This window comes from Bosea sp. PAMC 26642 (genome assembly GCF_001562255.1).
GTDB lineage: Bacteria > Pseudomonadota > Alphaproteobacteria > Rhizobiales > Beijerinckiaceae > Allobosea.
In genome coordinates this window covers 3,904,207-3,930,000 of the sequence record NZ_CP014301.1, presented here as the reverse complement: position 1 = coordinate 3,930,000, position 25,794 = coordinate 3,904,207, and the positions used below count along the sequence as shown (strand labels likewise).

The window sequence follows — 25,794 nt, the reverse complement described above, 5'->3', positions numbered from 1 at the left end:
CGGACGCTACCTTGACGATCGAAGCCGGCCACTTGCGCGTTCTCAAACCCGCGCCACCACGGGCAAATCGTCGGCCCATCGATTCCTTCTTCGCATCCCTCGCCAAAGACCAGGGCGACAATGCCGTTTCGATCATCTTGTCGGGCGTGGGGAGCGACGGGTCGGCCGGGCTCGCTGCCGTCAAGGAAAGCGGCGGCTTGACGATCGCGCAAGCTGAATTCGACCACCATGCCATGCCGGGCATGCCGCAAAGCGCGGTGGCGACAGGTCTTGTCGATTATGTGCTGCCCGTAGAAGAGATGGCAGCCAAGTTGATCGATTACCGCGATCACCTAACCCGGGTAGCGAACCGCAAAGACGGCGACGGCACGCGCACCGACGCCGCGGAGCACCTGGCGACTGTTCTATCGGTCCTGCGCGCCAAGACGGGGCACGATTTCGCGAAATACAAGATCAAGACGGTCACCCGCCGCATCCAGCGCCGCATGCAGGTCCTGCAAACCGACAGCGTCCCTGCCTACATCAAGTTTCTTCGGGAAGACCCCGGGGAGCCGGAGTTGCTGTTCCGGGACCTGCTCATCGGGGTCACTGAATTCTTCCGCGACCCGGAGGCCTTTCACGGCCTGTCGGCGGCCATCGCCGCCATTCTCGACGGAGGCGCGCAATCCCTGCGTGTCTGGGCGCCGGCCTGTTCGACCGGCGAGGAGGTTTACAGCCTCGCCATCACTATTCGAGAGATAATCGACGCGCGCGGCACACCTGTGGACGTGCAGATCTTTGGCACCGACATCGACGACAAGGCTATCGAGATTGCCAGGACGGGGCGCTACCTGCGCACCACCGGTATCTCACCCGAACGCCTTGAGCGTTGGTTTTATGAAGACGAGGGTGCGTTCCGCCCGACCCGGCAAATCCGCGGGATGTGTATCTTCTCCGTCCACAATGTGACGAAAGATCCACCATTCTCCAGGTTGGACATCATTTCCTGTCGCAACGTCATGATCTACATGGACGTCGACTTGCAGGATCGTGTCCTGCGCACGTTTCACTATGCCCTAAAGTCCAATGGCCTGCTTTTTCTTGGGCTATCGGAAGGTATAAGCGCGCACGCCCAGCTCTTCACGCTTCGGGACAAGGCCGCGCACATCTTCCAGCGCCGGGACGGGGATGCGGCGTTCCCAACCATGCCAATGCCCTCGCAGGCGCCCGCCCCGAACCGCCTTGCCGGCGACCTTGGTCGGGAGTCGGGGGACCGGATCGATCGCGCCGTACGCATTGCCTTGGCGAGGCACTCGCCCGTGTTCCTCGTCGTCGATCGCCAGAGCAACATCCTGCGTTATTCAGGCGGGGAAGTTGCCAGATACCTGGAACCTTCCGCCGGCGTTGCCAGCCTGAGCCTTCTTTCCAACCTGCGCAAAAACCTGCGTATCGCGGTTCGTACGGCGTTGCAGTCCGTGGTGCAGACCGGAGAAGGGGTGGTGATCGACAACGTGTCCGTTGTCGTCGAGGGTCGGCAACGCATGCTGAACGTTATCGTCGAGCCGGTGCAAAACACCGGCGGCGAACAGGTTTACGTCGTTGCGTTCCAGGAGATTCGCACGGCGGCGGTAGAGCCGTCGCGGGCTGCAGACGGGAGCTTGCGAAGCCCGGAAGCCCAGGTTGCTGACGAGGAGCTCCGCTCAGCGAGAGCGCAGTTGCACGCAACGATAGGCGATCTCGAAACAGCGAACGAGGAAATGAAGTCGTCGGCTGAGGAGTACCAGTCGGTCAACGAAGAACTGCAGTCTACCAATGAGGAGCTGCAGACCTCGAAGGAAGAAATGCAGTCGATCAATGAGGAGCTGCAGACGGTCAACGCCGAGATGATGGCGAAGAACGACCTTCTCTCTATCCTCAACAGCGATCTGCAGAACCTGCTGGACAGCACGCAAATCGCCACGATCTTCCTCGACGAAAATCTCCGGATCAAGAACTTCACCCCAGGCATGGCGGACATCTTCAGCCTGCGGGAGAACGATCGGGGCCGACCTCTGACGGATATCGTCAGCCTGCTGGCCTATGACGATCTGCGGCGCGACGTGGCGAAGGTGCTGCGGGAGCTCACCGTCATGGAGCGCGAGCTCGAACTGCACGACCGGGGTGCAACGTTCGTCATGCGCATCCGCCCGTACCGCAGTATCGAGCGGGTTGTCGATGGTGTCGTCATTACCTTCATCGACGTGACGGAGCGCAAGGACGCCGAGCGGGCCAGAGGCGTCAGTGAGAGACGCTTCAGCGCGATCGTCAACCAGGCTACGGTGGGTGTGGCCGAAACGAACGCCGCCGGCCAGTTTCTTCTGACTAACACAGCGTTCGAGAAGATGGCCGGTCGGTCCGCGGGAGAATTGCAGCGGCTCCGCCGGCAGGACCTCATCAATTCCGATGAAGCCAAGGAGATCACCGAGCGCTTCAACCAAGCGACCGGCGACGGACAGCCATTTGAGGCCGAATACCGCATTCGGCGCGTGGACGGAACGACCGTGTGGGTGCATGACAGCGTCACCGTTCTTGGTGACAGCGATGGGCACGCCAGCAGCGTTATCTCGGTCACGTTGGGAATCGACGAACGCAAGCGCGCCGAGGAACGAGCCGCTTTGCTTCTAGGCGAGCTCGATCACCGCGTGAAGAACATCCTGGCGATCGTATCCTCGATCGTCGCCCAGACCCTCAAGGCAAATCCTTCACCGGAAGCGTTCAGCGAGACAATCGCGGGCCGCATCGCAGCGATCACCCGCGCCCACAGCCTGCTCACCAATCGCGGCGCAGGCAGCGTCGGAACTCTTCGCGATCTTGTCGATACCGAACTGGAGCCTTACCAAGGTCGGGATCTCCGCATCGACGGCCCCCCCATCGCTCTTACTCCGAAGGCTGGTCTCTCGGTGGCAATGGCGATCCACGAATTGGCCAGCAACGCGGCGAAGTACGGTTCGTTGTCGGACCCCAAGGGCCAACTTGCCGTCTCCTGGTCGGTGACAGGCAGTCCCGATAGGCAGTTGCGGTTGAGCTGGACCGAATCTGGCGGCCCCCCCGTTCCGGGAGCGCCCGCGAGAAGAGGCTTCGGGACCACCTTGATCGAACGCTCCCTGGGTTTCGAGTTTGATGCGGAGGTGCTCCGCAGCTTTCCGCCAGGCGGCGTGGTATGCACAATCGTCCTGCCCTTCACTTCGGAGGTGGGAGAGCTCCTGCCGGCAGCACCAACGAAAGACTGAATGTCTGATCATCGCATTGCGGAAGGCCGTCGGGTGCTCGTCGTGGAAGACGAGATGACCATTGCTCTGATGATCGAGGAAACGCTTCTTGACCTCGGCGCCGAGGTCATTGGCCCTGCGGCAAGACTGGACGCTGCCTTGCAGCTGGCCACCGAAGCGTCCATCGATGCTGCGATTCTCGACGTCAACATTCGGGGCGGAAACACTTACCAGGTCGCGGATATCCTGGCCGAGAGGGCAATTCCGTTCGTCTTCTGCAGCGGCTACAGCGATTGGGCGGTCGAAGAACGCCATCGTGATCGCCCGCGTTTGGCGAAGCCATACAGCATGAAGGAGCTTGAGGATCGGGTGCTGCAATTACTGGGCAGCCAAGTCTAGCGGGCAGGTCCAAAAGACCCGCAGGGTGCGACAGGCCTTTGCATTGAATGTCCCATTAACGCGCTCAACCGGCGGAGGTCACATGGCAAAGCACGATGTCATCGCAATCGGTGGCTCGGCAGGCTCGATCGAGGTCATTCGGAAAATCTGCCGCGCGTTGCCAGCTGATCTGCATGCTTCTGTCCTCGTCGCGGTTCATGTCGGAGCCGGCAATCAAAATCTCCTTGCCGGCATTCTGGACAGCGAGGGAACGCTTCCAGCAAGCACCGCGGTCGATGGCGAACCGCTCCAGGCAGCACGTGTCTATGTGGCACCTGCGGATCATCATCTTGTGATCGATGGACGCTTTATCCGATTGGGCAGCGGACCGCGCGAGAATATGGCGCGGCCGGCGATCGACCCCCTGTTTCGGTCGGCCGGGATCAGCGCTGGCCCCAGGGCGATCGGCGTCCTGCTCTCGGGCATGCTGAATGACGGCGCCTCCGGGTTAGCGGATCTCAAGCGTTGCGGGGGTGTGACGGTCGTTCAGAGTCCCCTCGATGCCGTGGAAGGCGAGATGCCGCGAACTGCGTTACTGGCAAGCGACGTGGATTATCGCGCCTCCGCCGGTGATCTGGCCGCCCTCCTGATCCGCCTCGTCCAAGAGGAGGCCGGACCGGAGCTGGCTCCGCCCGCAAACGTCGCGCTTGAAGTGGCGATCGCGATGGGACGGCCGTCCGATACCCCCATCATCGCCGAAATAGCTGATCCGGTCCCGTTGAATTGTCCCGGATGCGGAGGGACATTGTCGCAGATCAGACGCTCTCCGCTACGCTTCCGCTGCCAAGTGGGGCATGGCTACACCGCCGAGGCCTTGGCTCACGAGCAGGAGGGCTCCGTCGACGAGGCCTTGCGAATTGCCCTGCGGGTCATCGGGGAGCGGGCGGTTCTCATGGAAAAGATGGCGCTTGACGCGCTTCAGGCAGGCAGAACCGCCGCTGCCGCCACGTTTGAGGGACGCGCGCAGGAATACAGAGGTTCCGCGGCAGTATTGGCGGGCGCTGGGCTCAAGGGATAGCGGACGCCCGTCCCAATTTGTCTTGTCACTGCAAACATATCTGTAAGACCGCAGAATAGCGCAATCGGGCTAAGCGAGGCCGTCTATGAAGACGCCTTTGATCGATCCTGCTTTTGGCTAGGTTTGATGTTGTTTGCGCCATGCCGTTCGGCGCGGGAGCGCGACACTGCATCGGGCGCCATCAGGCCGAGTATCTGTTGACCCGCTTCCTGAGCACGGTCATCCGGGAGTTCGAACTTGTGCCCGTGCACGACGTTGCCGTGACTTTCTCGGCTACGGTCTCGGTCACGCCATCTCGATCACTCGGCGACTCTGTCTCGCTATCGTCACGATCGCCGCGACAATCTTGTGGCTTCAGTCAGTTCCACGGCTCCTAGCGCCGCGCGGCCGTCTTGAGCGGCGGGGCGCGGCCGTCGGCATCGAGCCAGGAGGTCTTGCGGCCGGTATTGGAAAGGCGCGGCGGCAGGCAGGCCGACTGGCGGTTGAGTTCGGTGCGGGCGAAGGTCGCGCGCAGCGAGCGGTCGTCGCCCGCGCTCAGCAGGTCGAGACGTTCGACCAGACAGATCAGCTGCTGCCTGTCGGCCGGGCGCTGGACCGTGCCGCACCACCAGCCGCTCAGCCCCAGTTCCGACGCCGCACCGCCATGCCGGAAGCCGATGCAGGCGCGGCTGGTCTCGCCGTCGTTCAGGGTCGCATCCGCCGTCTCGACCGGCCCGAACTTGGTCTCGATCGTCGTCGGCGCGCCGCTGCGCTGGACGGACATGCCGCGCAACGCCGCCTGGCGCACCAGCCCGATGATGAACGGTTGCGAGAGTTCGCTATCACTTCCGCCCGTCAGCAGGCGCATCAGCAGATGAGGCCTGGACTCTGTGAAGCCGCCGAAGGTGAGGGTATCCTCGCGGCTCGCGCCATCGGCGCTGCGTCGGGCCTCATACGTCGGAGGCTGACGGTCGAGTTCGGGCGATTCCAGTCCGAACTGCGCGATCGGCTTGGCGATCCTGACCCACCCTTCGCTGCCGAAGGCGATGGCGCGAGGCTCCTGACGCACATCGCGGACACGGCGCAAATCTTGCGCGCCCTGCGCTCCGGTCTCCGTGGGCAGGCTTGTCCGGCGCGTGTCGTCGCCGTCGGCCGAGAGACCAGTGACCAGTGCTGCTGCCATGCCGATGCCGGCCAGCGCAGCAAGACCGCGCCAGGCCAGTCCGGCCGTCAAGCCCAGACCATGCCGGCCGCAGGTGCGGGCGAGCCAGCGCAGGCCGGCGGAAAGGCCGGTCTCGATATGATCGGCGAGCCGGATGAGCGCGGCGGCTCCGTCGAAGGCGCCGAGGCGCTGCCTAATGCGCCCGCCTGAAAAAGGCTGCCCGCCGCCAGCCAGGCGTGGCAGCGGAACCTGCGGCAACAGCCGTCGCCACAGGCGTTCGACGCGATAAGACGCAAAATGACCCACGGCCGCACCCATCCCCAGCGACCGTGCGCATCCCCGCACGCGGCCGACCTCACCCGGGGACCATTTGAAGAGGGCCGGGTCGCCGCCGGGTTACCGCGGACGGGCAAGCTCGGAACAGCGTGAACGGCCGGTAAGGAAGCAGGGTTAATCGCGGCCGGCCGATCGTCGGAAACGATGCCGGAGATTGACTTTTCGCGACGGCGGGTGTTTTCGAAGGGGGCTGGCCTGACGGATCGACCGTCCGGCGGCGCGCGAATGCTCCAGATCTCCCGGAATTGGCTCTGTGACTCTCCGTTGGACGACGAAACGCACGACCAAAACGGCGACCGGCCTGTCCGGTACGCCGCGCTGACGCGTCGCCTCGTCTCCGGGTTGTCTCCCCCCGGCGGGGGCTAGAGCCGAACCGCTCCCTTCGAAGGGCGGGCCGGCGCCCCCGGGGAGATCATTCGCTACCATCCAAAAGGATCATCACGATGAGCTTCAAGGTCGCAGTTGTCGGCGCCACGGGCAATGTGGGCCACGAAATGCTCGACATCCTGGCCGAGCGGGCCTTTCCGGCCAGCGAGGTGGTGCCGCTCGCCTCCTCCCGCTCGATCGGAACGGAGGTCTCCTTCGGCGACAGGACGCTGAAGGTAAAGGCGCTCGAGCATTACGATTTCTCCGACACCGATATCTGCCTGATGTCGGCGGGCGGGGAGGTCTCGAAGGAATGGTCGCCGAAGATCGGCGCGCAGGGCTGCGTCGTGATAGACAACTCCTCGGCCTGGCGGATGCACCCCGACGTGCCGCTGATCGTGCCCGAGGTGAACGCGGCGGCTGTCGCGGGCTTCACCAAGATGAACATCATCGCCAATCCGAACTGCTCGACCGCCCAGCTCGTCGTTGCGCTGAAGCCGCTGCATGACCGCTATGTCATCAAGCGCGTCGTGGTCTCGACCTACCAGTCGGTTTCCGGCGCCGGCAAGGAGGCGATGGACGAGCTGTTCAACCAGACCCGCTCGATCTTCGCCGCCGGCGAGATGACCACGAAGAAGTTCCCCAAGCGCATCGCCTTCAACCTCATTCCGCAGATCGACGTCTTCATGGAGGACGGTTTCACCAAGGAAGAGTGGAAGATGATGGCGGAGACGAAGAAGATACTCGATCCGAAGATCAAGCTGACCGCGACCTGCGTGCGCGTGCCGGTCTTCATCAGCCATTCCGAGAGCGTCAACATCGAGTGCGAGAAGCCTGTCACCGCCGACGAGGCACGCGAGGTACTGCGCACGGCGCCCGGTATTCTCGTCATCGACAAGCACGAGCCTGGGGGCTACATCACCCCGCATGAGGCGGCCGGCGAGGACGCGACCTATATCTCCCGCATCCGCGAGGATGCGACGGTCGAGAACGGCCTGGCCTTCTGGTGCGTCTCCGACAATCTGCGCAAGGGCGCGGCGCTGAACGCGGTGCAGATCGCTGAAGTGCTGATCAACCGCAAGCTGATCCAGCCCCGGCAGAAGGCGGCCTGAGGCGTTCGACCCGGCCGACGACATCGAGGCGGGCCTTGCGGTCCGCCTTTTTGTTTTCGGCGCACGCCTTTTCCAGGATGCCCCGGCTCCGGCACGCCGTTGCATGAGCGGCGTTCGTTATTTGCGGGGCGAAAGAAGGCGGGTCCGGCTAATGTGACGCTTGAAGTCGACGCGCCCAAGACGTTCGACGCAATCCAAGACGTCCGGAAACGCCGCTTCCTTGCCGAATATTCCGCACCCCGAACCGACTCCCTTGCCGAAAGGGGCCGCGCTGCCGTTGCGGCGCGATGCCCCGCTGCGCGGGATCGGCCTGGTGCTGGTGACCGGAATCTTCTTCAACGCCGCCGACGTCGTCTCCAAACTGCTGACGGCGGAGATGTCGCCCCTGCAGGTGATCTGGCTGCGCTACGGGACCTTCACCGCGATCATGCTCGCGCTGGTCTGGCGTACCGGCGGGCGCAGCCGGCTGCTGACGCAGCGGCCTTGGTTGCAGGTCCTGCGCGGGCTCGGCGTGACCGTCTCATCGATCCTGTTCGTGATGGGCCTGCAGCATCTGCCGATCGCGGATGCGACGGCCTCCAGCTTCGTCGCGCCGCTCTTCGTCACGGCCTTGTCGATCCCGATGCTCGGCGAGACGATCGGCTGGCGGCGCTGGACGGCGACCCTGGTCGGCCTGATCGGCGTGCTGATCGTGGTGCGGCCCGGCGGCAGCGGTTTCCAGACGGCTTCGCTCCTGCCGGTGGCCTCGGCCCTGTCCTGGGCCTTCGCGATGATCATTACCCGGATGATGAGCCGGACGGAAAGCCCGCTGACGACGCTCGCCTATTCGGCGATCATCGGCTTTGCCGTGTCCAGCCTTTGGGTGCCCTTCGTCTGGCAGCCGCTGACATGGACGTTCCTGCTGATGGGGCTCTTTATCGGCGTGTCCTCGACGGTCGGCCACTGGCTGCTGGTGTCGGCCTTCCGCTTTGCCGACGCATCGTTGCTTGCGCCGTTCTCCTATCTGCAACTGCTATGGGCTTCGATCCTGGGCTACTGGATCTTCGCGGCGCTTCCCGATCTCTGGACGCTGGTCGGCGCGGTCGTCATCGCCGCTTCAGGCCTCTATACCGCCCATCGCGAGCGCATCAGGGCGCGGCAGATACTGGGCTGACATAAAATCAGCGGATCGGCCTCGCCGATGCATCCGTTTGGCCGTCGGCGGCGTTGTGGTCGTGATCCCTGCAAGCGAGCCGTCCATGACAGATCATCTCTCCGCCTCCGGTCTCAGCCGGAGAAGCCTTCTCGCCGCTCTGGGCTCCGGCTCGCTCGCGGCCTGCTCGCCACTGACCGCGATCAACACGCTGATGCCGGCCGATGGCGGCTCAAGGCTGGCCGCGCGCGATGTCGCCTATAGCCCGGACCCGCGCCAGCGCCTCGACGTCTATGTTCCCCAGAATGTGCCGGCCGGCGCCCCGGTGATGATGTTCATCTATGGCGGCGGCTGGAATAACGGCTCGAAGAACGATTACGGCTTCGTCGGCCATGCCTTCGCCTCGCGGGGCTTCGTCACGGTCGTGCCCGACTACCGGCTGGTGCCGCAGGCGCGCTTCCCCGATTTCGTGCAGGACTGCGCGGCGGCGCTGCGCTGGGCCCAGGACAATGTCGCCGGCCACGGCGGCGACCCCGCACGGATGCATCTCAGTGGCCATTCCGCCGGCGCCTACAACGCCATGATGATCGCGCTCGACCGGCGCTTCGGCGCCAGGGCCGGTGTCAGGCCGGGACTGATCAACAGCGTCTCGGGACTCGCCGGTCCCTACGACTTCCTGCCGCTGGACGATCCTCGCGCGGTCGAGGCCTTCGGCCGCTATCCCAAGCTCGCCGAGACGCAGCCGGTCAATCTCGTGCGCCCCGGCGCCCCGCGCGTCTTCGTCGCGACGGGCGATGCCGACACCACCGTCCTGCCGCGCAACACCTATGCTCTGGCCAAAAAGGTGAAGGCGGCGGGCATGCGCGTCGAGGTCAAGACCTATCCCGGCATCGGCCATCCCGGCATCCTGCTGGCCCTGGGTAAAAGCTTCCGCGGCAACGCGCCCGCGCTCGACGACATCGTCCGCTTCGCCGGCGGGTGAGGTCCGGGACGGATGCCTATCGCCGCTCCGGCGCGTAACGCGCCAGAAACATTGCGACGGCCGAGGCCACCACGCGGCGGATATCCTGCTGCGTCGGGGGAAAGCGGTCGGCGTTGAACAGGCGCGGCCGCACCAAGGTCGACTGGCAGAGATCGAGGAACTGTGCCGCCGCAAGGTCGGGGTCGTCGATCGACAACAGCCCTTCCTGCCGCTTGCGCCGCAGATAGGCTGACAGCCGCTGGGTGCCCTGCATCGGGCCGCGCTCGTAGAATTCCCGGCCCAGTTCGGGCATGCGCTCGGCGACACCGAGCACGATGCGCTGGGCGCTGACGGCGAAATCGCTGACCAGCAACCGCACCAGCCCCTCGCCGAAGCGGGTCAGCGCATGGGCGAGGTCGGGATCGTCGTTCAGCGCCTCGAAGGCGCCCATGCGCTGGATCTCGCGCTCCCGCTCGATCAGCGCGACAAAGAGATGCTCCTTGTCCTCGAAATAGACATAGAGGGTTCCCTTCGAAACATTCGCCGCGGTGGCGATGTCGCTCATGCTGGCTGCGTCGAAACCGCGTGCCATGAAGACGTCGAGCGCACCGTCGAGGATCTGGCGGCGTTTGTCGGGGTCCCCGCCCGCGATCCTTCGATTGCGCGAGGGCGGCTTAAGAATTGGCTCAGCTATGTCGCTCATGGTCCCTTGCCCGGTTGCCGGCCGGCCGTGTCGAAAAGAATCGAACCAGCTGGTTCGATTGCTCTTGATATGCGATATCTCTCGCGCTAAATCAAATGCAATCGAACCGATCAGTTCGAATTCGCATCGTCAGGACCGATTATGTCTGCCGAGATCATCACCGACAAGCGCCGCGACCGGCTGAGGCTGGTCGATCCCGCCCTCGATGCCGCGCCAGCGGCGCGAGCCCGTCCGGAGCAGGATGCCGGCGCGCGACAGGCTGCGGACGCCGATGCGGCCAGGACGGCAAAACGCAGCCGCATGAAGCGCGGCGGGTTGGTGCTGCTCGCGACCGCCGCTGTCGGTATCGGGCTCTGGTATGGCGTTGGCTGGTGGACGACGGGGCGCTTCATCGTCTCGACCGATGACGCCTATGTCGGCGCCGAAATGGCGACGATCTCGGCAAAACTCGCTGCCAACGTCACGGCTGTGACGGCGTTTCAGAACCAGGAGGTCAGGGTCGGGCAGCCGCTGGTTGCGCTCGATGATGGCGACCAGCGCATCGCGCTGGAAAGCGCCAGGGCCAAGAGCGCGACGTCGACGGCCACGCTCGGGCGCATCGACAGCCAGATCGAGGCGGGCCGCGCCAGCGCGCTTCAGGCGCAGGCTCAGGCGACCTCCGCCCAGGCCGACGTGACCCGCACTCTGGCCGATTTCGACCGCGCCAAGAGCCTCGCCGCCAAATCCTATGGCTCGCAGGCGACGCTCGACGCCGCCACTGCCGCGCGTGACCGCGCCAGTGCCGCCCTGGCCAGCGCCAATGCGGGCGTCGCCGCGGCCCAGTCGAATGTCGAGGTGCTGAAGGCCCAGCGGGTCGAGGCTGCCCGCCAGGGCGACGAGCTCAAGGTCGCCGAGGACAAGGCTCTTCGCGACCTTTCCTTCACCCGCGTCTATGCGCCGATCGACGGGCTTGTCGCCAACACCAACGTCCAGCTGGGCGACCTTGTCAGCGCTGGAAAGCGGCTGATGTCGATCGTCCCGCTCGACAAGGTCTATGTCGACGCCAACTTCAAGGAGACGCAGATCGGGCCGCTGAAGATCGGCGACAAGGCATCGATCACGGTCGACGCCCTTCCGGGCCAGGTCTTCGAGGGTACGGTCAGCGGCATCGCCGGCGGTACCGGTTCGGTCTTCACCTTGCTGCCGCCCGACAATGCGACCGGCAACTTCACCAAGATCGTCCAGCGCGTGCCGGTGCGCATCGCCATCGCGCCGCAGTCGGCCGGCCGGCATGTGCTGCGGCCGGGAATGTCCGTCGTGGTCAAGATCGACCCGCGGCCGGCCGAGCAGCGCTGAAAGGCGGGCCGCCATGGCCACCGCGACCCTGTCCGGCGCCTCGCCGGCCGAAGACGCCATTCCCAGACGCCGGATCTTCGCCTTCATCGCGATGGTCTTCGGCATGTTCATGGCGATCCTCGACATCCAGATCGTCTCGGCTTCGCTCGCCGAAATCCAGGCCGGCCTGTCGGCCTCGTCCGACGAGATCGCCTGGGTGCAGACGGCCTATCTGATCGCGGAAGTGATCATGATCCCGCTGTCGGGCTATCTGAGCCGGGCGCTGTCGACCCGCGTCTTCTTCTCGATCGCGGCTGCGGGCTTCACCGTCGCCAGCGTGCTCTGCGCCATGTCGTCCTCGATCAACGAGATGATCCTGTGGCGCGCCGTGCAGGGCTTCATCGGCGGCGGCATGATTCCAGGCGTGTTCGCGGCCGCCTTCACCATCTTCCCGCCGTCGAAGCGGCCGATCGTCTCGCCGATCATCGGGCTGGTGGCGACGCTGGCGCCGACGATCGGACCCACGGTCGGCGGCTATCTCAGCAGCGCCTTTTCCTGGCACTGGCTCTTCCTGGTCAATGTCGTGCCTGGCATCTGCGTCTCGATCGCGGCCTGGACGCTGATCGATTTCGACAAGCCGCAGCCGGGCCTGCTCAAGCGCTTCGACTGGTGGGGGCTCGCCAGCATGGCCGCCTTCCTCGGCAGCCTCGAATATGTGCTGGAAGAAGGCACCCGGCTCGACTGGTTCGAGAGCCACGAGATCGTGTTCTTCTCCTTCGTCATGATCGCAGGCGCGGCGCTGTTCTTCTGGCGGGCGCTGACGCGCGACGACCCCCTGGTCGATCTCTATGCCTTCACCAACCGCAACTTCGCCTTCGGCTCGCTGTTCTCGTTCTGCATGGGCATCGGGCTCTACGCACTGACCTATCTCTATCCGGTCTATCTCGGACGCATCCGCGGCTATGACGCGCTGCAGATCGGCGAGACCATGTTCATCACCGGCCTGTGCATGTTCCTGACCGCGCCGATCGCGGGCAAACTCTCGCAGAAGCTCGACCCGCGCTTCATGATGATGATCGGCTTCGGCGGCTTCGCGTTGGGCACCTATCTGGCGCATTTCATCACGGCCGACTGGGATTTCCACGAATTGCTAGTCCCGCAGATCCTGCGTGGCGTCTCGCTGATGCTGTGCATGGTGCCGATCAACAACCTCGCGCTCGGCACGCTGCCGCCCAGCCAGCTCAAGAACGCGTCGGGCCTCTACAACCTGACACGCAATCTCGGCGGCGCGGTCGGGCTCGCGCTGATCAACACGATGCTGAACACGCGTACCGACCTTCACATCACAAGGTTGCACGAGATGGTCGCCGCCGGCCGGCAGGTGGCGGAGGAGGCGATTGCCAGCACCGCGCAGCGCTTCCTGGATTATGGCGACGCGGCGCAGGAGATGGCGCTCGCCGTGATCAACCAGCGCGCCCACAAGCAGGCGCTGATCATGGCTTTCGGAGACGTGTTCCTCGGCCTGACCTTTATCTTCGCCAGCCTCGTCCTGCTGGCCCTCTTCATGAGAAAGCCGCCGGCGGCGGCACCCGCCGGTGCGGGACATTGAGACCTGTCGAGATGGTCCAACTGGCCATGACGACCTCTTGCCGCACCCCGCACGATTGACATTCACCGTCCGGTCCGACAAATATAACAACAATATCAGTAGTTTAGATGTTTTCTAAACTACGTGGCCGGACAGCCGGCATGTTGGAAGGCGTTGTTGATGAGCGTTTCGTCCGTCAAGGAATTCGGCCAGGCCCGCATCGCCGCGGATCATATTCCGTGGCCGCAGAAAACTCCGGCCTCCTGCCCGATCAGCGCCGTCAAGGCCCGGCTGCGCACCGCCGGCCTGCGGCCGACCCGCCAGCGCATGGCGCTCGGCTGGCTGCTTTTCGCCAAGGGCGACCGTCACGTCAGCGCCGAGATGCTCTATGAGGAGGCGATCCGCGCCCGCGAACCGCTTTCGCTGGCGACCGTCTACAATACGCTGCGCCAGTTTTCGGAAGCCGGGCTGCTGCGCCAGGTCTCCGTCTCGGGACCGAAGACCTTCTTCGACACCAACGTCTCCGAGCATCATCATTTCTACAATGAGGAAGACGAGACGGTCATCGATATTCCCGGCTCGACGATCCAGGTCGCGGGCCTGCCCGAGGCTCCCGAAGGCATGACGATCTCCTCGGTCGAGGTGATCGTGAGGCTGCGCCGCGCCGATGGCCAGGAAACCGAGATGCGCGTGGCCGGGGGGCATCACGCGTGATCGTCTGCTCCTGCAACGTCATCTCCTGCCGGCAGATCAAGGGCATGATCGCTCCCGATGGCAGCGGCCCGGCGACGGCCGGACAGGCCTATGACTGTCTCGGCTGCAGCCCGAATTGCGGGCGTTGCGCGCGGGTCGTGCGCAGCATCCTTGCCGAAGCCCGGGCCGCCTGCGCCAGCCAGTGCGATCATGCGCCAGCCGTGACATCGAATGTGCCGTACATGTTTCCGTCGGCCAGATGATGGACGGTGTCGCCGCCAACAGCGACCGCGCCGCCGCCTGACGGACGGTTCCTAAAATAATCATGGCTGGGTGCTACTTGCCGCTTCCTTTCCAGGGCGGCCTGCTCTACATTAGGATCATTCTAATGTAGAGCAAGGGCGCCGCCATGAAGGGTGACAAGAAGGTCATCGAATATCTCAACAAGGGGCTTCGCTCGGAGCTCACCGCCATCAGCCAGTACTGGCTGCACTACCGGATCCTCGACAATTGGGGTCTGAAGGAGATGGCGAAGACCTGGCGCAAGGAATCGATCGAGGAGATGGTCCATGCCGACCGCTTCACCGACCGGATCCTGTTCCTCGAAGGTTTCCCGAACATGCAGACGCTCGATGCGCTGCGGATCGGCGAAAACGTCAAGGAGGTCATCGAATGCGACCTCAAGGCCGAGATCGAGGCCCGTTCGCTCTACCAGGAAGCGGCCAGCTATTGCCGCGAGGTCGGCGACTACCCCTCCGAGGACCTGTTCAAAGCGCTGATGAAGGACGAGGAAGGCCATATCGACTTCCTCGAGACCCAGCTGGAACTGATCGGCCGCATCGGCATCGAACTCTACACCCAAAAGCATATCGGCCATCTCGACGAGGGCCACTGAGCCCTTCGTTTCGATAAGGTCCTATCGCGCCGGCCCCGAAGGGCCGGCGTTTTCAGTTGGACGATGGAACCTCGCCCGGCTCCGGTTCGAGCGTCGTTTCCGCTCAGCTCAAGCTAGCGCGCTTCATGAAGGCGCCGCCCTTCATGATCAGCGGCATGTGCCGGCCCTGCCGGGTCAGTAGCGAGAGATCCTTCAGCGGGTCGCCATCGACGACGATCAGGTCGGCATGGGCGCCGGGCGCGATCGTGCCGATCCTGCCTTCGAGCTTCAGCAGCTTGGCGGCGATATGGGTGGCCGAGGCGATGACCTCATGGGCCGGCAAAGCGCGGCCGCGGATGACGAACTCCTCGGACTGGTAGCGGTGCATCTCGCCGAGCAGGTCGCTGCCATAGGCCATGGTCAGCCCGGCCTTCTTCATGATTGCCAGCGACTCCATCCCGGCCGAGCGGACGACGTCGACCTTGGCGACCGAGTCCGGCGGGAAGCCGAGCTTGGGGCCGTCGCTGACGAGCTTGTCGTAGGTAACGAGCGTCGGCACGGCGACCGCGCCCCTGGATGCTGCGAGCTTGGCTGTGTCGGGGCCGATCAGGTTGCAATGCTCCAGCGAATGCACGCCGGCCTCGACGCAGCGGCGGATCGCGTCGTCGGTGTAGACATGGGCGGAGACGTAGGTTCCCGCCATCTTCGCCTCTTCGACGATCGCCTCAAGCTCGCTCACCGAGAAGCCGAGGAAATGGATCGGGTCGGTCGGCGAGGCGCAGCCGCCATTGGCCATGATCTTGATGAAGTCGGCGCCGCCCTTCATCTCCTCCCGGGCGGCGCGGCGAACCTGATCGAGCCCATCGCAGATGCGGCCGAGCGCGCCGAGCCGGTGACGCGTCACCGGGGTCGTCGCATCGTCATAGCGGCCGCGGAAATCGGCGTGGCCGCCGGTCTGGCTCAGTGCCTTGCCGGAGATGACGAGCCGCGGCGTCGGGAAATGGCCTTCCTCGGTCGCCTGCTTCAGGCCGAAATCGGCGCCGCCGACGTCGCGCACGGTGGTGAAGCCGCGCATCAGCATGTCGCGCATGATCACGAAGGAGCGGGCCGTGACGAGCGAATCCGGCAGCACGGCGTTCTTGCCGAGATCGGCGACGCCGGCGACGACATGGACATGGGCGTCGATCAGGCCGGGCATCAGCGTCCGGCCCTTGAGGTCGATCACCTTGGCCTTGGCTGAGGAGATGGTCTTGCCGACCTCCTTGATCGTGCCGCCCTCGACGAGCACGCTGACGGGATCGCTGCGCTCGGCGGCCGTTCCGTCGACGATGCGGGCTTGGGTGAAAAGCGTGCTGGCCATGGTTTGTCTCTCGGTATCCTGTGGTGGGTGACGCGGTGTTCAGCGGGTGAGCAGCGCCGAGCCGTAGAGCCCGATGGCGAAGACGATGTGCCCGATGACGTTCATCAGGCGGATGCGGTTGGCATTGGGTTTCTTCGAAGCGGCGATGCCGGCGCCCATGCCCGGCGCCAGGATGAACCAGCCGCAGCCGACCGTGACCAGGCCGACGATCAGCGCCGGCAGGAAGGTCGGGTTGCGGGCCCAGTCCAGGCCCCAAATCGCCAGCAGCACCGCCGCGAAGAGAATGCCGACCACGTAGTGAAAGACCCAGCCGATCGCGCGTTCGTTGGGCACCGGCTCCGCCTTGCCGATGTCGTCATGGGCGAACTGCCCGCGGAAAAGATGCGCCAGCCAGCGCCCCGGCATCGCCCAGTTCGTCGCGGGCCAGCCGATCGTGGCTTTCAGCACCTGCCCCCAGATATCGAGCAATGCGGTCGCGCCGGCGCCGATGACCACCGCGCGGATCAGAAATTCCAACATGCAGTCCCCCACCGCCCCGGTCCGATTTGTCGGTGCGCCTCAGCGGCGCGCTGGACCGGCTGCTTGCCATGGAGCGGATATCCACCCCACAGGTCAACAGGGCCGTGACGTGGCGTGGTGCGACCAGCGCAGACGGCCCATGCATCAGGCGATGTCGCCCATGCCACGGCGTCGCACAGGGAACCCCGGCGGCGGTCGGCGGGTTGCTCGGACAGGACAGCAGGGAGGATCGCGATGGCGGCCGTTGCGGCAAAGACAACAGGTGCTCATGGGGCTCACGGGGCAGCGGAACTGCCATCGGTCGTCGTCACGAGCTACAATCTCGAAATCCGCGACCAGGATGGTTTCATCGGCGACAAGGCGAGCCGCGGCGCTTTCGTCGATCACCTCGATGCGCTGCGCCAGCACCTTCGCAAGAGCGGCGAAGACCCTCTCGACGGCGACACCGCGGCGATCAGCAAGAAGGCGCTGGATGCACTGCTGGCCGAGGGCGAACCGCATGAGGCTGCGCTCGTGCTGAGCGCGATCGAACGCTTCGCGCAGTCGCTGGCCTTCGTCATCCGGCGATTTTCCAAGCAGAAGGCGTGGTCGAAGATCGAGCGGATCGTCGTCGGCGGCGGCTTCCGGGACAGCCGGATCGGCGAGCTGGCGATCGGCCGGGCCGGCATCATCCTGCACACCGAAGGGCTTGAAATCGACCTGAAGCCCGTACGCCATCACCCGGACGAGGCCGGACTCGTCGGCAGCGCGCATCTGGCACCGAAATGGATCTTCGGTGCCTATGACAGCCTGGTGGCGGTCGATATCGGCGGTTCCAACATCCGTGCCGGCATCGTCGAGCTGCGACAGGACAAGGCGCCCGACCTGGACAAGGCGCGCGTCTGGAAATCCGAACTCTGGCGCCACGCCGAGGAAGAGATCAACCGCGATGCCGCGATAAAGCGGCTTGGCAAGATGCTGAACTCCCAGATCCGGCAGGCGGAAAAGGAAGGGCTGCGCGTTGCGCCGTTCATCGGGGTCGGCTGTCCGGGGTGGATCGAGCCCAACGGCGCTATCGATCGCGGTGCGCAGAACCTGCCGGGCAACTGGGAGAGCAGCCGTTTCAACCTTGTCGACAGCATCCGCGAGATGGTGCCGGAGATCGGCGGGCACGAGACGCAGGTCGTGATGCACAACGATGCCGTGATCCAGGGTCTCAGCGAGATGCCACAGATGCAGGATGTCGAGCGTTGGGCCGTGCTGACGATCGGAACCGGGCTCGGCAATGCGAGCTACCAGAACCGGACCAAGCCGAAAGGGAAGGGCAAGGGCTGATCGGTGCGGACGGCCGGCGCCGTCGCTTCAACGCCTTGATGACGTCCTTTTTGTCAGCGATACGCCTGCCGGTCGGAGCCGGCCTTACCTCTGTCGTATGAGCGGGTTTGCGCCTTCGGCCCATCCCTCCGCGCCAGGTTCCATTTTTGCCCGACATCAGTAATTCCCCGCCGACGCCTTGCCTTGCCGCCGCTCCCGGGGCGAGGGTCGAGCCCGCACCGAATCACGCCGAGCGGGACCGAACCGGAATGTCAGCGAGCGCGGGTAAGGCCCCCCTTTCGATCAGAGGCCTCGGCCTGTCGGTCATGGCCGTGCTTGCGCTTTGGCTCGCGGTGATCCTCGGTTCGACGGCCGTCTTCGCCCAAGCCCCCGACGCAGCCGCCAATCCGGGTCGGGCGCGGCTCGATACGATCCGCACCGAATTGACGCAGGTCGAGACCAGTCTGGCGACCCCGAGTACGACCGATGCGGAGCTGCAGCGGCAGCGTTTGCGCCTGCAACCGTCGCTCGAGCAGCTGCGCCTGCTCGTCGAGGAGCAGGGGCCCCGGGTCGATCAGGCCCGCCTGAGGCTCGACCAGCTCGGTCCCAAGCCCGATGCCGCTGCTCCTGCCGAAAGCGCCGAGGTCGCCCGCGAACGCGAGGCCCGGACCAAGGCCTTCTCCGATGCCGACGAGACGATGAAGATCGCGCGCGCGGCGATGCTGCAGGCCGAGCAGCTGCAAACCGCGATCAGCGACAAGCGCCGCGAGCTGTTCGCCAAGACCCTGTTCGCTCCCGGGCCGTCGCTTCTGAGCCCCGATGCATGGGGGAGCGCGCTCTCGACCCTGCCGGAAGACCTGCGGGCCTCGGGCTATATCTTCGGCGGCTGGCTTTCCGTCGTCGCCGAGGCCTTCTTCGGCGCGCGCGGCTTCCTCGTCGCGCTCGCCCTGATCGGTGCGGGACTGCTTTACATCGCCCGCTTCCGCTATATGCCGCGCTTCAAGGCGCGGGTCGGTACGACACAGGATTCAGGCAGCCTGCACTGCCTCTATATCGCGCTGGCCCATCTCGTCGCGGGAGCGGCACCACCGGCCCTGGCGAGCTGGCTGATCTATTCCGCGCTGAACACGGCCGGTCTGCTGCCGCCGCGCATCCAGCCTGTCGTCGGTGCGGTCGTTGCGGGCCTTGCCATCTTCGCCTTCGTGCAGGCGCTGGCGGATGCGCTGTTTGCGCCCGGCAACGCGCAGCGGCGCCTCGTCAGCGTGATGGATTCGACCGCGCGCATCGTCGTCTGGATCGCAAGTTCGCTCGCACTGGTGATGTCGATCGGCAAGGTGATGGAGGCCTGGCTGCAGGCGATCGCCGCGGGCCTGGCCGTCTCGATCCTCGTGCGCGGCATCCTTGCAATCGTCTTCGCGCTGACCCTGATCGCGGGGCTCTACCAACTGCGCGACGATGACGAAGTCGAAGAGGAGGCTTGTCTTGGCCCCTATGTGCCGGTCGACGGGGCAAGCCTCGGGCCGGTCCGCATCCTCGGCTGGATCGTCGGCATCGTCGTCGTCCTGGCGGCGCTCAGCGGTTATGTCGTCTTCGCCTCCTTCCTGACCGAGCAGGTGCTCTGGATCGGGGTTCTCGTCAGCCTCTTCGTGCTGGTCTACCAGCTTGTCGATCTCGGCCTGATGCAGGCGCTGACCGGAAAGGGCCGCCTCGCCCTGACCCTGAAGGCCGGGATCGGCATTCGCGCCACGACATTGCAGAAGATTGCAGTCGTCGCCACCGGCGCCCTCAAGCTCATCCTGATCGTTGTCATGGGGATGCTCGCGCTGGCGCCGTGGGGGCTCGAATCGGGCGATCTTGCGAGCTCGCTGCGGGCTGCCTTCTTCGGCTTCCAGCTCGGCGGCGTCACCATCTCGCTGTCCTCGATCATCGTCTCCGGACTGCTGTTCGCGCTCGGGTTGACCGCGACGCGCTCGCTCCAGGGCTGGCTCGAAAACAAATTCCTGCCGACGACGGAGCTCGATACGGGGCTGCGCAATTCGATCACGACGGCGGCCGGCTATGTCGGCCATATCGCGGCGGTGGCGCTGGCCGTGTCTTCGCTGGGCCTGAGCCTGGAACGGCTGACGCTGGTCGCCAGCGCGCTCTCCGTCGGCATCGGCTTCGGGCTGCAATCGGTGGTGTCGAATTTCGTCTCGGGGCTGATCCTGCTGTGGGAGCGGCCGATCCGCGTCGGCGACCAGGTCGTGGTCGGCGACGCGGAGGGTATCGTCAAGAAGATCAATGTCCGCTCGACCGAGATCGCGACCTTCGACCGCTCCTCGGTCATCGTGCCCAATTCCAACCTCATCTCCGGCGTCGTCCGCAACCGCGTCCGCAACGATCGGACCGGCCGCGTGCTGATCTCGATTTCGGTGCCGCGCGTCTACGATCCCACCGAGGTCCGCGCCATGCTTTCGGAGACCGCCTCCGCGCATGGCGACGTGCTGCAGAAGCCGCCGCCGACCGTGCTGTTCAAGAAGCTCGGCACGGCGACGATGGATTTCGACCTGATCTGCATCGTGGCAGAAGTCGATGTCGTGGCCCGCGTCACAAGCGACCTGAACTACGTCATCCACAAGCGTCTGGTCGAGATGGAGCCGGCCGCGGTGGGCGCCGAACTGACGGTCAAGGGGCTGGAGGGCATCGAGCAGTCGCTGGGCAGCATTGCCGAGGCGGTTTCGCGCGAGATCAGCCAGCGCAAGACTCCGAAGTCGAAGATCACTGTGCGCGGCCCGGCGGCGTCCATCAATGACGAGGAGCCGGACGCTGCACCGCCGGAAAAGCCGGCCCCGGCTGAGGAGCCCGACAAGATTCCGTTCAAGGACGATAACAAGGAATGATGCGATGCCCGACACCAAGCGCGTCGCGCCGAAAGCCCTCGGCGTGACCTGCCCCGCCTTGCTCGCCGGCGCGCTCGCCGTGCTGAACCTCGCCGGCTGTACCGAGCCCGCCCGCACGGGGCAGCCCGCCTTCTATCGCGATCTCGGCTCGGCCTCCGCGCGCGTCGACGAAGAGGCGGCACGCGCGACCATCTCGGCCTATCGGCTCAATCAGGGGCTGGCGGCTCTCAAGCTCGATCCGGGTCTGAGCCAGGCCGCCGAAAGCGAGGCCGCGGCCATGGCCGCCGCCGACAAGCCCGGCTCGGCCGAGGCGGTCAAAAAACGGCTGGAGCGCGAGGGCCAGCGCGGCGCCGAGGTCAATCTCTCCGCCGGCTATCGCCGCATGGCCGAGGCCTTCTCGGGTTGGCGCGACTCGCCCCAGCACGACCGCGTAATGAAAACGCCGGGTGCGACCCGGATGGGCATCGCCACGGCCTATGCGCCGGGCTCGAAGTATCAGGTGTATTGGGCGCTGATCGTGGCGCCGTGAATTGACATTTGTAGCCTGCAGGTTACGATTTGGGCGTGATCATCGTTCGGCGGACCCAGGATTTCGTGCAGTGGCTCAACGGGCTACGCGATCTGAAAGCCAAGGCTCGGATCCTGACGCGGCTCGATCGTGTCGCGGAGGGCAATGTCGGCGATGTAAAGCCGGTTGGTGAGGGCATCAGCGAGCTGCGGGTCGATACCGGGCCCGGCTATCGCATTTACTTCACCCGTTTCGGTCGAACCGTCGTCATTCTGCTATGTGGTGGCGACAAGAGCAGCCAAGATCGCGACATCGTCAGGGCCAAGACGATCGCGCGGTCGCTAAAGGACGAAGAGCGATGACGATCGACGTCGGGCCTTGGGATACCTCGGAGCATCTCGATACGCCGGAAATGATCTCGGCTTATCTAGATGCCGCCTTGGAGGATGGCGACCCTGCGTTGTTCTCGCGCGCGCTCGGCAATGTCGCGCGTGCGATCGGGATGACCCAGATCGCGCGGGATACCGGTCTCAGTCGGGAGGCGCTCTATCGGGCGTTGAGCGCCGAGGGCAACCCCGAGTTCGGCACGGTTCTCAAGGTCATGCACGCCTTCGGCCTGCGCCTTGCGCCGGTGCCGCTGAGTGCGTGATTGTTACGCTTGCCGTTATGGCGAGCAGAGCCATCGACAGGCCGAGCCGATCACCTCAGGGCTTCGCGCCGAAGGGCAGCGGTGGCGAATCGGCCTTCAGGACGATGCCGACGCGGCGGTTGTAGGGCAGATAGGGATTGTCCTTGATCAGCGGATCGGTGTCGCCCTTGCCGGTCACCGAGGCGAAGCGCTCGTTGGGCACGCCGGTATTGGCCAGAATCTCGCGCACGGCAGCGGCGCGCCCGACGGAGAGGACCCACGGGTCTCCCTCCGGCGTGGCGCCCGGGCGCGGGGTCGAGGTATGGCCGGTCAGCGTGATCCTGTTGGGCATCCGCCGCAGAGTTGGTGCCAGCGCCGCCAGAACCTTGCGCATCCGTTCATTGGGCTGGCTCGAGCCTTCCGCGAACATGGCGCGGCCCTCCTGATCGACGAGCTGGATGTCGATGCCGGTGTCCGAGACCTCGACCAGAACGTTGCGCGAGATCTCGGCGATCTCGGGCATGTCGCGCAGCGCTTGCCGCAGCGAGGCCGCAGCCAAGGCGAAGCCGCGATCCTGCGTCGCCTGTGTCAGGCCGTCGTCATTGGGCGTGGTCTTGTTGGGGCCGGGCGTGTCGGTCGCCTCGCTGAGCGGCTTGATGCGCGCATTCTTGACGGTGGTTCCCGTGGGCACTCCGTCGGTCTCGACGATGCCCGCCAGCCGGATGTCCCTCTGGTTGCCGAAGGCCTCGCGCATCGAGCCGGCGACGATCTGCAATTTGGCCTTGTCCTGGCTCGAATAGGCCGCGAGCATGACGAAGAAGCTCATCAGCAGCGCCATCAGGTCGGCGAAGGTCACGAACCAGCCATGGCCGCCATGGCCGCCGCGCTTCTTCTTCGCCATCGTTCAGAACCCGGCCATCGCGCCGTCTCCCCCCGTCAGGTTGCTTCCGCCATTTCCGCCCGGTGATGTGCGGGCATGTAGGCGAGCAGCATTTCGCGGATCAGGGTGGGTGATTTGGCGTCACGCATCTGCAGCACGCCGTCGATAATCAGCGTGCGGGCGATCTCCTCCTCCTCGAGCTTGACGTGCAGCTTGTCGGCGATCGGCATGGCGATCATGTTGGCGACGACCGCGCCATAAAGCGTCGCCAAGAGGGCCGTCGCCATGGCACCGCCGAGTTTGGAGGGGTCTGACATGTTGGCGAACATCGTCACCATGCCCAGAATGGTACCAATCATGCCCCAGGCCGGGGCGCAGTCGCCGATCGAACGGTAGACCTTCGAGCCTTCGTCGAGCCGCTGCAGGAAGTTGTCGCGGTCGCGCTCCATGGTGTCGCGGATGAATTCCTTGTCGTAGCCGTCGGCGATGTAGCGCAGGCCCTGAGCGAGGAAGATGTCGGAGACCTCGACGCTTTCCAGCGCGACCGGACCACTCTTGCGGGCGACTTCCGCGACGCGGGTGATCTCCTCGATCAGCTCGCGCGGGTGGCTCGCGCTCATCGTGAAGGCGAAGCGCATTCCCATCGGCAGGCCGTGCAGGATGACGGAGAAGGGAAAGCGGATCATGGTCGCAGCCGTCGCACCGCCGAAAATGACGATGACGGCATGAATATCGTAATAGGCTTTGAAATTGCCGCCATCGAGCATGATGAGCCCGACGAGCACGCCGACGCCGGAGAGCAAACCTACGGCAGTTGCAATATCCATCACACTACCCCGATATCGCACTGGCGATCATCCCGCCGCCAGGACCGGAGCGAGACCGCGAGCGACTTTAGCGAGACTGCCTTGAAGGAAGCGTTAAGGTTTGAATGCTTGTGCCCGGGCGCGGGTCAGCTAAAGCTCTGCCGATGTCCCTGTTTGCGATCTATGCCCGCGTCCTCGGAGAGCTCGGCCCGGAACGGCGGCTGGGCCTGTGGCTGGCGCTCGCCAATATCCTTCTGGCAGCGGCATCCTTTGCCGAGCCGATGCTGTTCGGCGCGCTGATCGACAAGCTGTCTGTCGTCCACGGCGCGGGCCAGCGGCTGGGCTGGGGCGATCTCAACATGCTGATCCTGGCCTGGGTCGGCTTCGGCCTGTTTACGATCGCGGCCGGCGTCTTTGTCGCGCTGCATTCCGACGCGCTGGCGCATCGTCGCAGACTCGCGGTGATGGCGAATTATTTCGAGCACGCGCTGACCCTGCCGCTGGCCTATCACACCCAGACCCATTCCGGTCGTGTGCTCAAGGTGATGCTCGACGGCACGAGCGGCATGTGGGCGCTGTGGCTGTCCTTCTTCCGCGAGCACTGCGCCAGCCTCGTCGCGCTGTTCATTCTGCTCCCCTTCACGCTGTGGAAGAACTGGCAACTCGGCCTGCTGCTGATCTCGCTCGTCACCCTGTTCGGGTCCCTGACGGCCTATGTGCTGCGCAAGACCGACAAGCTGCAGAGCCATGTCGAGGCCTATCATTCGAGCCTCGCCGAGCGGGCGTCGGACGCGCTCGGCAACGTGCCGGTAATCCAGAGTTTCACGCGTATCGAGGCGGAGGTGCGCGGGCTGCGCTCGACCATCAGCAGCCTGCTCGAAGCGCAGCTTCCGGTGTTGTCCTGGTGGGCGGTCGCAACGGTCGCGACGCGCGCCTCGGCGACACTGACGGTGCTCGCCATCTTCGTCGTCGGCGCGTGGCTGTTGATGCAGGGACTGACGACGGTCGGCGAGATCGTCACCTTCATGGGCTTCGCCACCATGCTGGTCGGGCGGCTCGAGCAGATCGTCGCCTTCGTAAACTTCATCTTCATGCAGGGGCCGAAGCTGCGCGAGTTCTTCGAGGTTCTCGACACGATGCCGGCGGTGCGCGATCCGCCGAACGCAGCCGATGCCGGGCGGCTGCAGGGGGCCATCGCGTTCGAGAACGTGTCGTTCTCCTATGACGGCAAGCGCGCGGCGGTGGAGGATGTCTCCTTCGCGGTGCAGCCGGGCGAGACGATCGCCATCGTCGGCTCGACCGGCTCGGGCAAATCGACGACGCTCGGCCTATTGCACCGCGCTTTCGATCCGCAATCGGGCCGGATCACGGCCGATGGCATGGATATCCGCGAGATTTCGCTGTTGTCGCTGCGCCGGAATATCGGCGTCGTCTTCCAGGAGCCGATGCTGTTCGCGCGCTCGATCCGGGAGAACCTGACCGTCGGCAAGCCCGATGCGACCGATGCCGAGATGATGGAGGCGCTCGACCGCGCCCAGGCGACGGAGGTCATGGCGCGCCAGAGCGACGGGCTCGACACGCTGGTCGGCGAACGCGGCCGCACGCTCTCGGGCGGCGAGCGCCAGCGCCTCTCGATCGCGCGCGCTCTGCTCAAAAACCCGCCGATCCTGATCCTCGACGAGGCGACCTCGGCGCTCGATGCCGCGACCGAGGTCAAGCTGCAGAAGGCGCTGGACGAGGTGATGAAGGGGCGCACGACCTTCGTCATCGCGCACCGGCTCGCGACGATCCGCAATGCCGACCGCATCCTCGTCTTCGAGCAGGGCCGGGTGATCGAGATGGGCACGTTCGACGAACTCGTCGCCAAGGGCGGCCGATTCGAGGCGCTGGCGCGGGCGCAGTATCTGGTGACTGACAAGCCTGCGGCGATCCTGCCCGACGGGGCAGGAAGCCCACTGGCGGCGAAGATCGCGGTAGACTGAGGCAATACGCGACGTGCTGCGGCGGCCCGAAAACCG

Annotated in this window: 23 protein-coding genes (1 of these 23 only partly in view); 17 read left to right on the top strand and 6 right to left on the bottom strand. The window is 65.1% G+C overall.

Going from position 1 to position 25,794, the window contains the following annotated elements; genetic code table 11:
- The 4 genes from AXW83_RS18915 to AXW83_RS28275 all read left to right on the top strand — a co-directional run.
- On the top strand, positions 1–3,248 hold the 3' portion of the coding sequence (locus AXW83_RS18915; RefSeq protein WP_066615919.1) for a chemotaxis protein CheB. 259 nt of this gene lie to the left of the window's left edge; only the last 3,248 of its 3,507 coding nucleotides appear in the window; the start codon falls outside the window, past its left edge; the stop codon is at positions 3,246–3,248.
- A complete protein-coding gene (locus AXW83_RS18910) occupies positions 3,249–3,626 on the top strand; it encodes a response regulator (protein ID WP_066615917.1) in 378 nt (125 codons plus the stop codon).
- Between the two features lie 82 nt (positions 3,627–3,708).
- A complete protein-coding gene (locus tag AXW83_RS18905; RefSeq protein WP_066615915.1) occupies positions 3,709–4,683 on the top strand; it encodes a chemotaxis protein CheB in 975 nt (324 codons plus the stop codon).
- Positions 4,684–4,823: 140 nt separating this feature from the next.
- Positions 4,824–5,060 carry a cytochrome P450 gene (locus AXW83_RS28275; protein ID WP_156640183.1) on the top strand — a complete coding sequence of 79 codons (237 nt, stop codon included), beginning with the start codon at positions 4,824–4,826 and terminating at the stop codon, positions 5,058–5,060.
- On the opposite strand, the gene AXW83_RS18900 is transcribed toward AXW83_RS28275, so the two are convergent.
- Positions 5,057–6,082, bottom strand: a complete 1,026-nt coding sequence (locus AXW83_RS18900; RefSeq protein ID WP_156640181.1) for a hypothetical protein — start codon at positions 6,080–6,082, stop codon at positions 5,057–5,059. The genes AXW83_RS28275 and AXW83_RS18900 overlap by 4 nt on opposite strands.
- 521 nt (positions 6,083–6,603) lie before the next feature.
- On the opposite strand from AXW83_RS18900, the gene AXW83_RS18890 reads away from it, so the two are divergent.
- From AXW83_RS18890 to AXW83_RS18880, 3 genes are all read left to right on the top strand, one after another.
- Positions 6,604–7,638 carry an aspartate-semialdehyde dehydrogenase gene (locus AXW83_RS18890; RefSeq protein WP_066615910.1) on the top strand — a complete coding sequence of 345 codons (1,035 nt, stop codon included), beginning with the start codon at positions 6,604–6,606 and terminating at the stop codon, positions 7,636–7,638.
- A 253-nt stretch (positions 7,639–7,891) separates the two neighbouring features.
- A complete protein-coding gene (locus AXW83_RS18885) occupies positions 7,892–8,791 on the top strand; it encodes a DMT family transporter (RefSeq protein ID WP_156640179.1) in 900 nt (299 codons plus the stop codon).
- An 85-nt stretch (positions 8,792–8,876) separates the two neighbouring features.
- Positions 8,877–9,752, top strand: coding sequence for an alpha/beta hydrolase (locus tag AXW83_RS18880; RefSeq protein ID WP_066620830.1), 876 nt, complete (start codon positions 8,877–8,879; stop codon positions 9,750–9,752).
- 16 nt (positions 9,753–9,768) lie between these two features.
- Here AXW83_RS18880 and AXW83_RS18875 read toward each other — a convergent pair whose 3' ends face one another.
- Positions 9,769–10,434, bottom strand: coding sequence for a TetR/AcrR family transcriptional regulator (locus AXW83_RS18875; RefSeq protein ID WP_066615908.1), 666 nt, complete (start codon positions 10,432–10,434; stop codon positions 9,769–9,771).
- Positions 10,435–10,575: 141 nt separating this feature from the next.
- Between AXW83_RS18875 and AXW83_RS18870 the strand changes: the two genes are divergently transcribed.
- From AXW83_RS18870 to bfr, 4 genes are all read left to right on the top strand, one after another.
- Positions 10,576–11,769, top strand: coding sequence for an HlyD family secretion protein (locus AXW83_RS18870; RefSeq protein ID WP_066615907.1), 1,194 nt, complete (start codon positions 10,576–10,578; stop codon positions 11,767–11,769).
- Positions 11,770–11,782: 13 nt separating this feature from the next.
- Entirely contained in the window at positions 11,783–13,357 is a 1,575-nt protein-coding gene (locus AXW83_RS18865; RefSeq protein ID WP_066615906.1) for a DHA2 family efflux MFS transporter permease subunit, read from the top strand.
- A gap of 159 nt (positions 13,358–13,516) precedes the next feature.
- Positions 13,517–14,050: an iron response transcriptional regulator IrrA gene (gene irrA, locus AXW83_RS18860; RefSeq protein WP_066615904.1), complete on the top strand. Its 534-nt coding sequence runs from the start codon at positions 13,517–13,519 to the stop codon at positions 14,048–14,050.
- A gap of 388 nt (positions 14,051–14,438) precedes the next feature.
- On the top strand, positions 14,439–14,924 hold the full coding sequence (bfr, locus tag AXW83_RS18850; protein WP_066615900.1) for a bacterioferritin: 486 nt from the start codon (positions 14,439–14,441) through the stop codon (positions 14,922–14,924).
- A gap of 103 nt (positions 14,925–15,027) precedes the next feature.
- On the opposite strand, the gene AXW83_RS18845 is transcribed toward bfr, so the two are convergent.
- On the bottom strand, positions 15,028–16,263 hold the full coding sequence (locus AXW83_RS18845; protein ID WP_066615899.1) for a metal-dependent hydrolase family protein: 1,236 nt from the start codon (positions 16,261–16,263) through the stop codon (positions 15,028–15,030).
- Positions 16,264–16,302: 39 nt separating this feature from the next.
- Complete coding sequence (locus tag AXW83_RS18840) at positions 16,303–16,782, bottom strand: DUF2938 domain-containing protein (RefSeq protein ID WP_066615898.1); 480 nt, start codon at positions 16,780–16,782, stop codon at positions 16,303–16,305.
- Between the two features lie 234 nt (positions 16,783–17,016).
- Here AXW83_RS18840 and AXW83_RS18835 point away from each other — a divergent pair, with 234 nt between their 5' ends.
- The 5 genes from AXW83_RS18835 (at position 17,017) to AXW83_RS18815 (ending at position 22,111) form a co-directional block, all read left to right on the top strand.
- Complete coding sequence (locus AXW83_RS18835; RefSeq protein ID WP_066615897.1) at positions 17,017–18,096, top strand: ROK family protein; 1,080 nt, start codon at positions 17,017–17,019, stop codon at positions 18,094–18,096.
- A gap of 248 nt (positions 18,097–18,344) precedes the next feature.
- Complete coding sequence (locus tag AXW83_RS18830) at positions 18,345–20,954, top strand: DUF3772 domain-containing protein (RefSeq protein ID WP_082767241.1); 2,610 nt, start codon at positions 18,345–18,347, stop codon at positions 20,952–20,954.
- A gap of 4 nt (positions 20,955–20,958) precedes the next feature.
- Entirely contained in the window at positions 20,959–21,483 is a 525-nt protein-coding gene (locus tag AXW83_RS18825) for a CAP domain-containing protein (RefSeq protein WP_066615891.1), read from the top strand.
- 35 nt (positions 21,484–21,518) lie between these two features.
- On the top strand, positions 21,519–21,824 hold the full coding sequence (locus tag AXW83_RS18820) for a type II toxin-antitoxin system RelE/ParE family toxin (RefSeq protein ID WP_066615890.1): 306 nt from the start codon (positions 21,519–21,521) through the stop codon (positions 21,822–21,824).
- Positions 21,821–22,111 (top strand): addiction module antidote protein, encoded by a 291-nt coding sequence (locus tag AXW83_RS18815; RefSeq protein WP_066615889.1) that lies wholly within the window; start codon positions 21,821–21,823, stop codon positions 22,109–22,111. Before AXW83_RS18820 ends, AXW83_RS18815 begins: the two co-directional genes overlap by 4 nt.
- Positions 22,112–22,166: 55 nt before the next feature.
- Here the strand turns inward: AXW83_RS18815 and AXW83_RS18810 are convergent, their stop codons facing one another.
- A complete protein-coding gene (locus AXW83_RS18810; RefSeq protein ID WP_066615888.1) occupies positions 22,167–22,991 on the bottom strand; it encodes an OmpA/MotB family protein in 825 nt (274 codons plus the stop codon).
- A gap of 35 nt (positions 22,992–23,026) precedes the next feature.
- Positions 23,027–23,797: a motility protein A gene (locus AXW83_RS18805; RefSeq protein WP_066615887.1), complete on the bottom strand. Its 771-nt coding sequence runs from the start codon at positions 23,795–23,797 to the stop codon at positions 23,027–23,029.
- Between the two features lie 143 nt (positions 23,798–23,940).
- Here AXW83_RS18805 and AXW83_RS18800 point away from each other — a divergent pair, with 143 nt between their 5' ends.
- Entirely contained in the window at positions 23,941–25,758 is a 1,818-nt protein-coding gene (locus AXW83_RS18800) for a glucan ABC transporter ATP-binding protein/ permease (protein WP_066615886.1), read from the top strand.
- The last annotated feature ends 36 nt before the right edge of the window (positions 25,759–25,794 follow it).

What these genes read in the sequence shown, in the direction of transcription:
- AXW83_RS18910 (WP_066615917.1), top strand. Translation starts at nt 3,249, where the DNA reads ATGTCTGATCATCGCATTGCGGAAGGCCGTCGGGTGCTCGTCGTGGAA.
- AXW83_RS18905 (WP_066615915.1), top strand. Translation starts at nt 3,709, where the DNA reads ATGGCAAAGCACGATGTCATCGCAATCGGTGGCTCGGCAGGCTCGATC.
- AXW83_RS28275 (WP_156640183.1), top strand. Translation starts at nt 4,824, where the DNA reads ATGCCGTTCGGCGCGGGAGCGCGACACTGCATCGGGCGCCATCAGGCC.
- AXW83_RS18890 (WP_066615910.1), top strand. Translation starts at nt 6,604, where the DNA reads ATGAGCTTCAAGGTCGCAGTTGTCGGCGCCACGGGCAATGTGGGCCAC.
- AXW83_RS18880 (WP_066620830.1), top strand. Translation starts at nt 8,877, where the DNA reads ATGACAGATCATCTCTCCGCCTCCGGTCTCAGCCGGAGAAGCCTTCTC.
- AXW83_RS18875 (WP_066615908.1), bottom strand. Translation starts at nt 10,434, where the DNA reads ATGAGCGACATAGCTGAGCCAATTCTTAAGCCGCCCTCGCGCAATCGA.
- AXW83_RS18870 (WP_066615907.1), top strand. Translation starts at nt 10,576, where the DNA reads ATGTCTGCCGAGATCATCACCGACAAGCGCCGCGACCGGCTGAGGCTG.
- AXW83_RS18865 (WP_066615906.1), top strand. Translation starts at nt 11,783, where the DNA reads ATGGCCACCGCGACCCTGTCCGGCGCCTCGCCGGCCGAAGACGCCATT.
- irrA (WP_066615904.1), top strand. Translation starts at nt 13,517, where the DNA reads ATGAGCGTTTCGTCCGTCAAGGAATTCGGCCAGGCCCGCATCGCCGCG.
- bfr (WP_066615900.1), top strand. Translation starts at nt 14,439, where the DNA reads ATGAAGGGTGACAAGAAGGTCATCGAATATCTCAACAAGGGGCTTCGC.
- AXW83_RS18845 (WP_066615899.1), bottom strand. Translation starts at nt 16,263, where the DNA reads ATGGCCAGCACGCTTTTCACCCAAGCCCGCATCGTCGACGGAACGGCC.
- AXW83_RS18840 (WP_066615898.1), bottom strand. Translation starts at nt 16,782, where the DNA reads ATGTTGGAATTTCTGATCCGCGCGGTGGTCATCGGCGCCGGCGCGACC.
- AXW83_RS18835 (WP_066615897.1), top strand. Translation starts at nt 17,017, where the DNA reads ATGGCGGCCGTTGCGGCAAAGACAACAGGTGCTCATGGGGCTCACGGG.
- AXW83_RS18830 (WP_082767241.1), top strand. Translation starts at nt 18,345, where the DNA reads ATGTCAGCGAGCGCGGGTAAGGCCCCCCTTTCGATCAGAGGCCTCGGC.
- AXW83_RS18825 (WP_066615891.1), top strand. Translation starts at nt 20,959, where the DNA reads ATGCCCGACACCAAGCGCGTCGCGCCGAAAGCCCTCGGCGTGACCTGC.
- AXW83_RS18815 (WP_066615889.1), top strand. Translation starts at nt 21,821, where the DNA reads ATGACGATCGACGTCGGGCCTTGGGATACCTCGGAGCATCTCGATACG.
- AXW83_RS18810 (WP_066615888.1), bottom strand. Translation starts at nt 22,991, where the DNA reads ATGGCGAAGAAGAAGCGCGGCGGCCATGGCGGCCATGGCTGGTTCGTG.
- AXW83_RS18805 (WP_066615887.1), bottom strand. Translation starts at nt 23,797, where the DNA reads ATGGATATTGCAACTGCCGTAGGTTTGCTCTCCGGCGTCGGCGTGCTC.
- AXW83_RS18800 (WP_066615886.1), top strand. Translation starts at nt 23,941, where the DNA reads ATGTCCCTGTTTGCGATCTATGCCCGCGTCCTCGGAGAGCTCGGCCCG.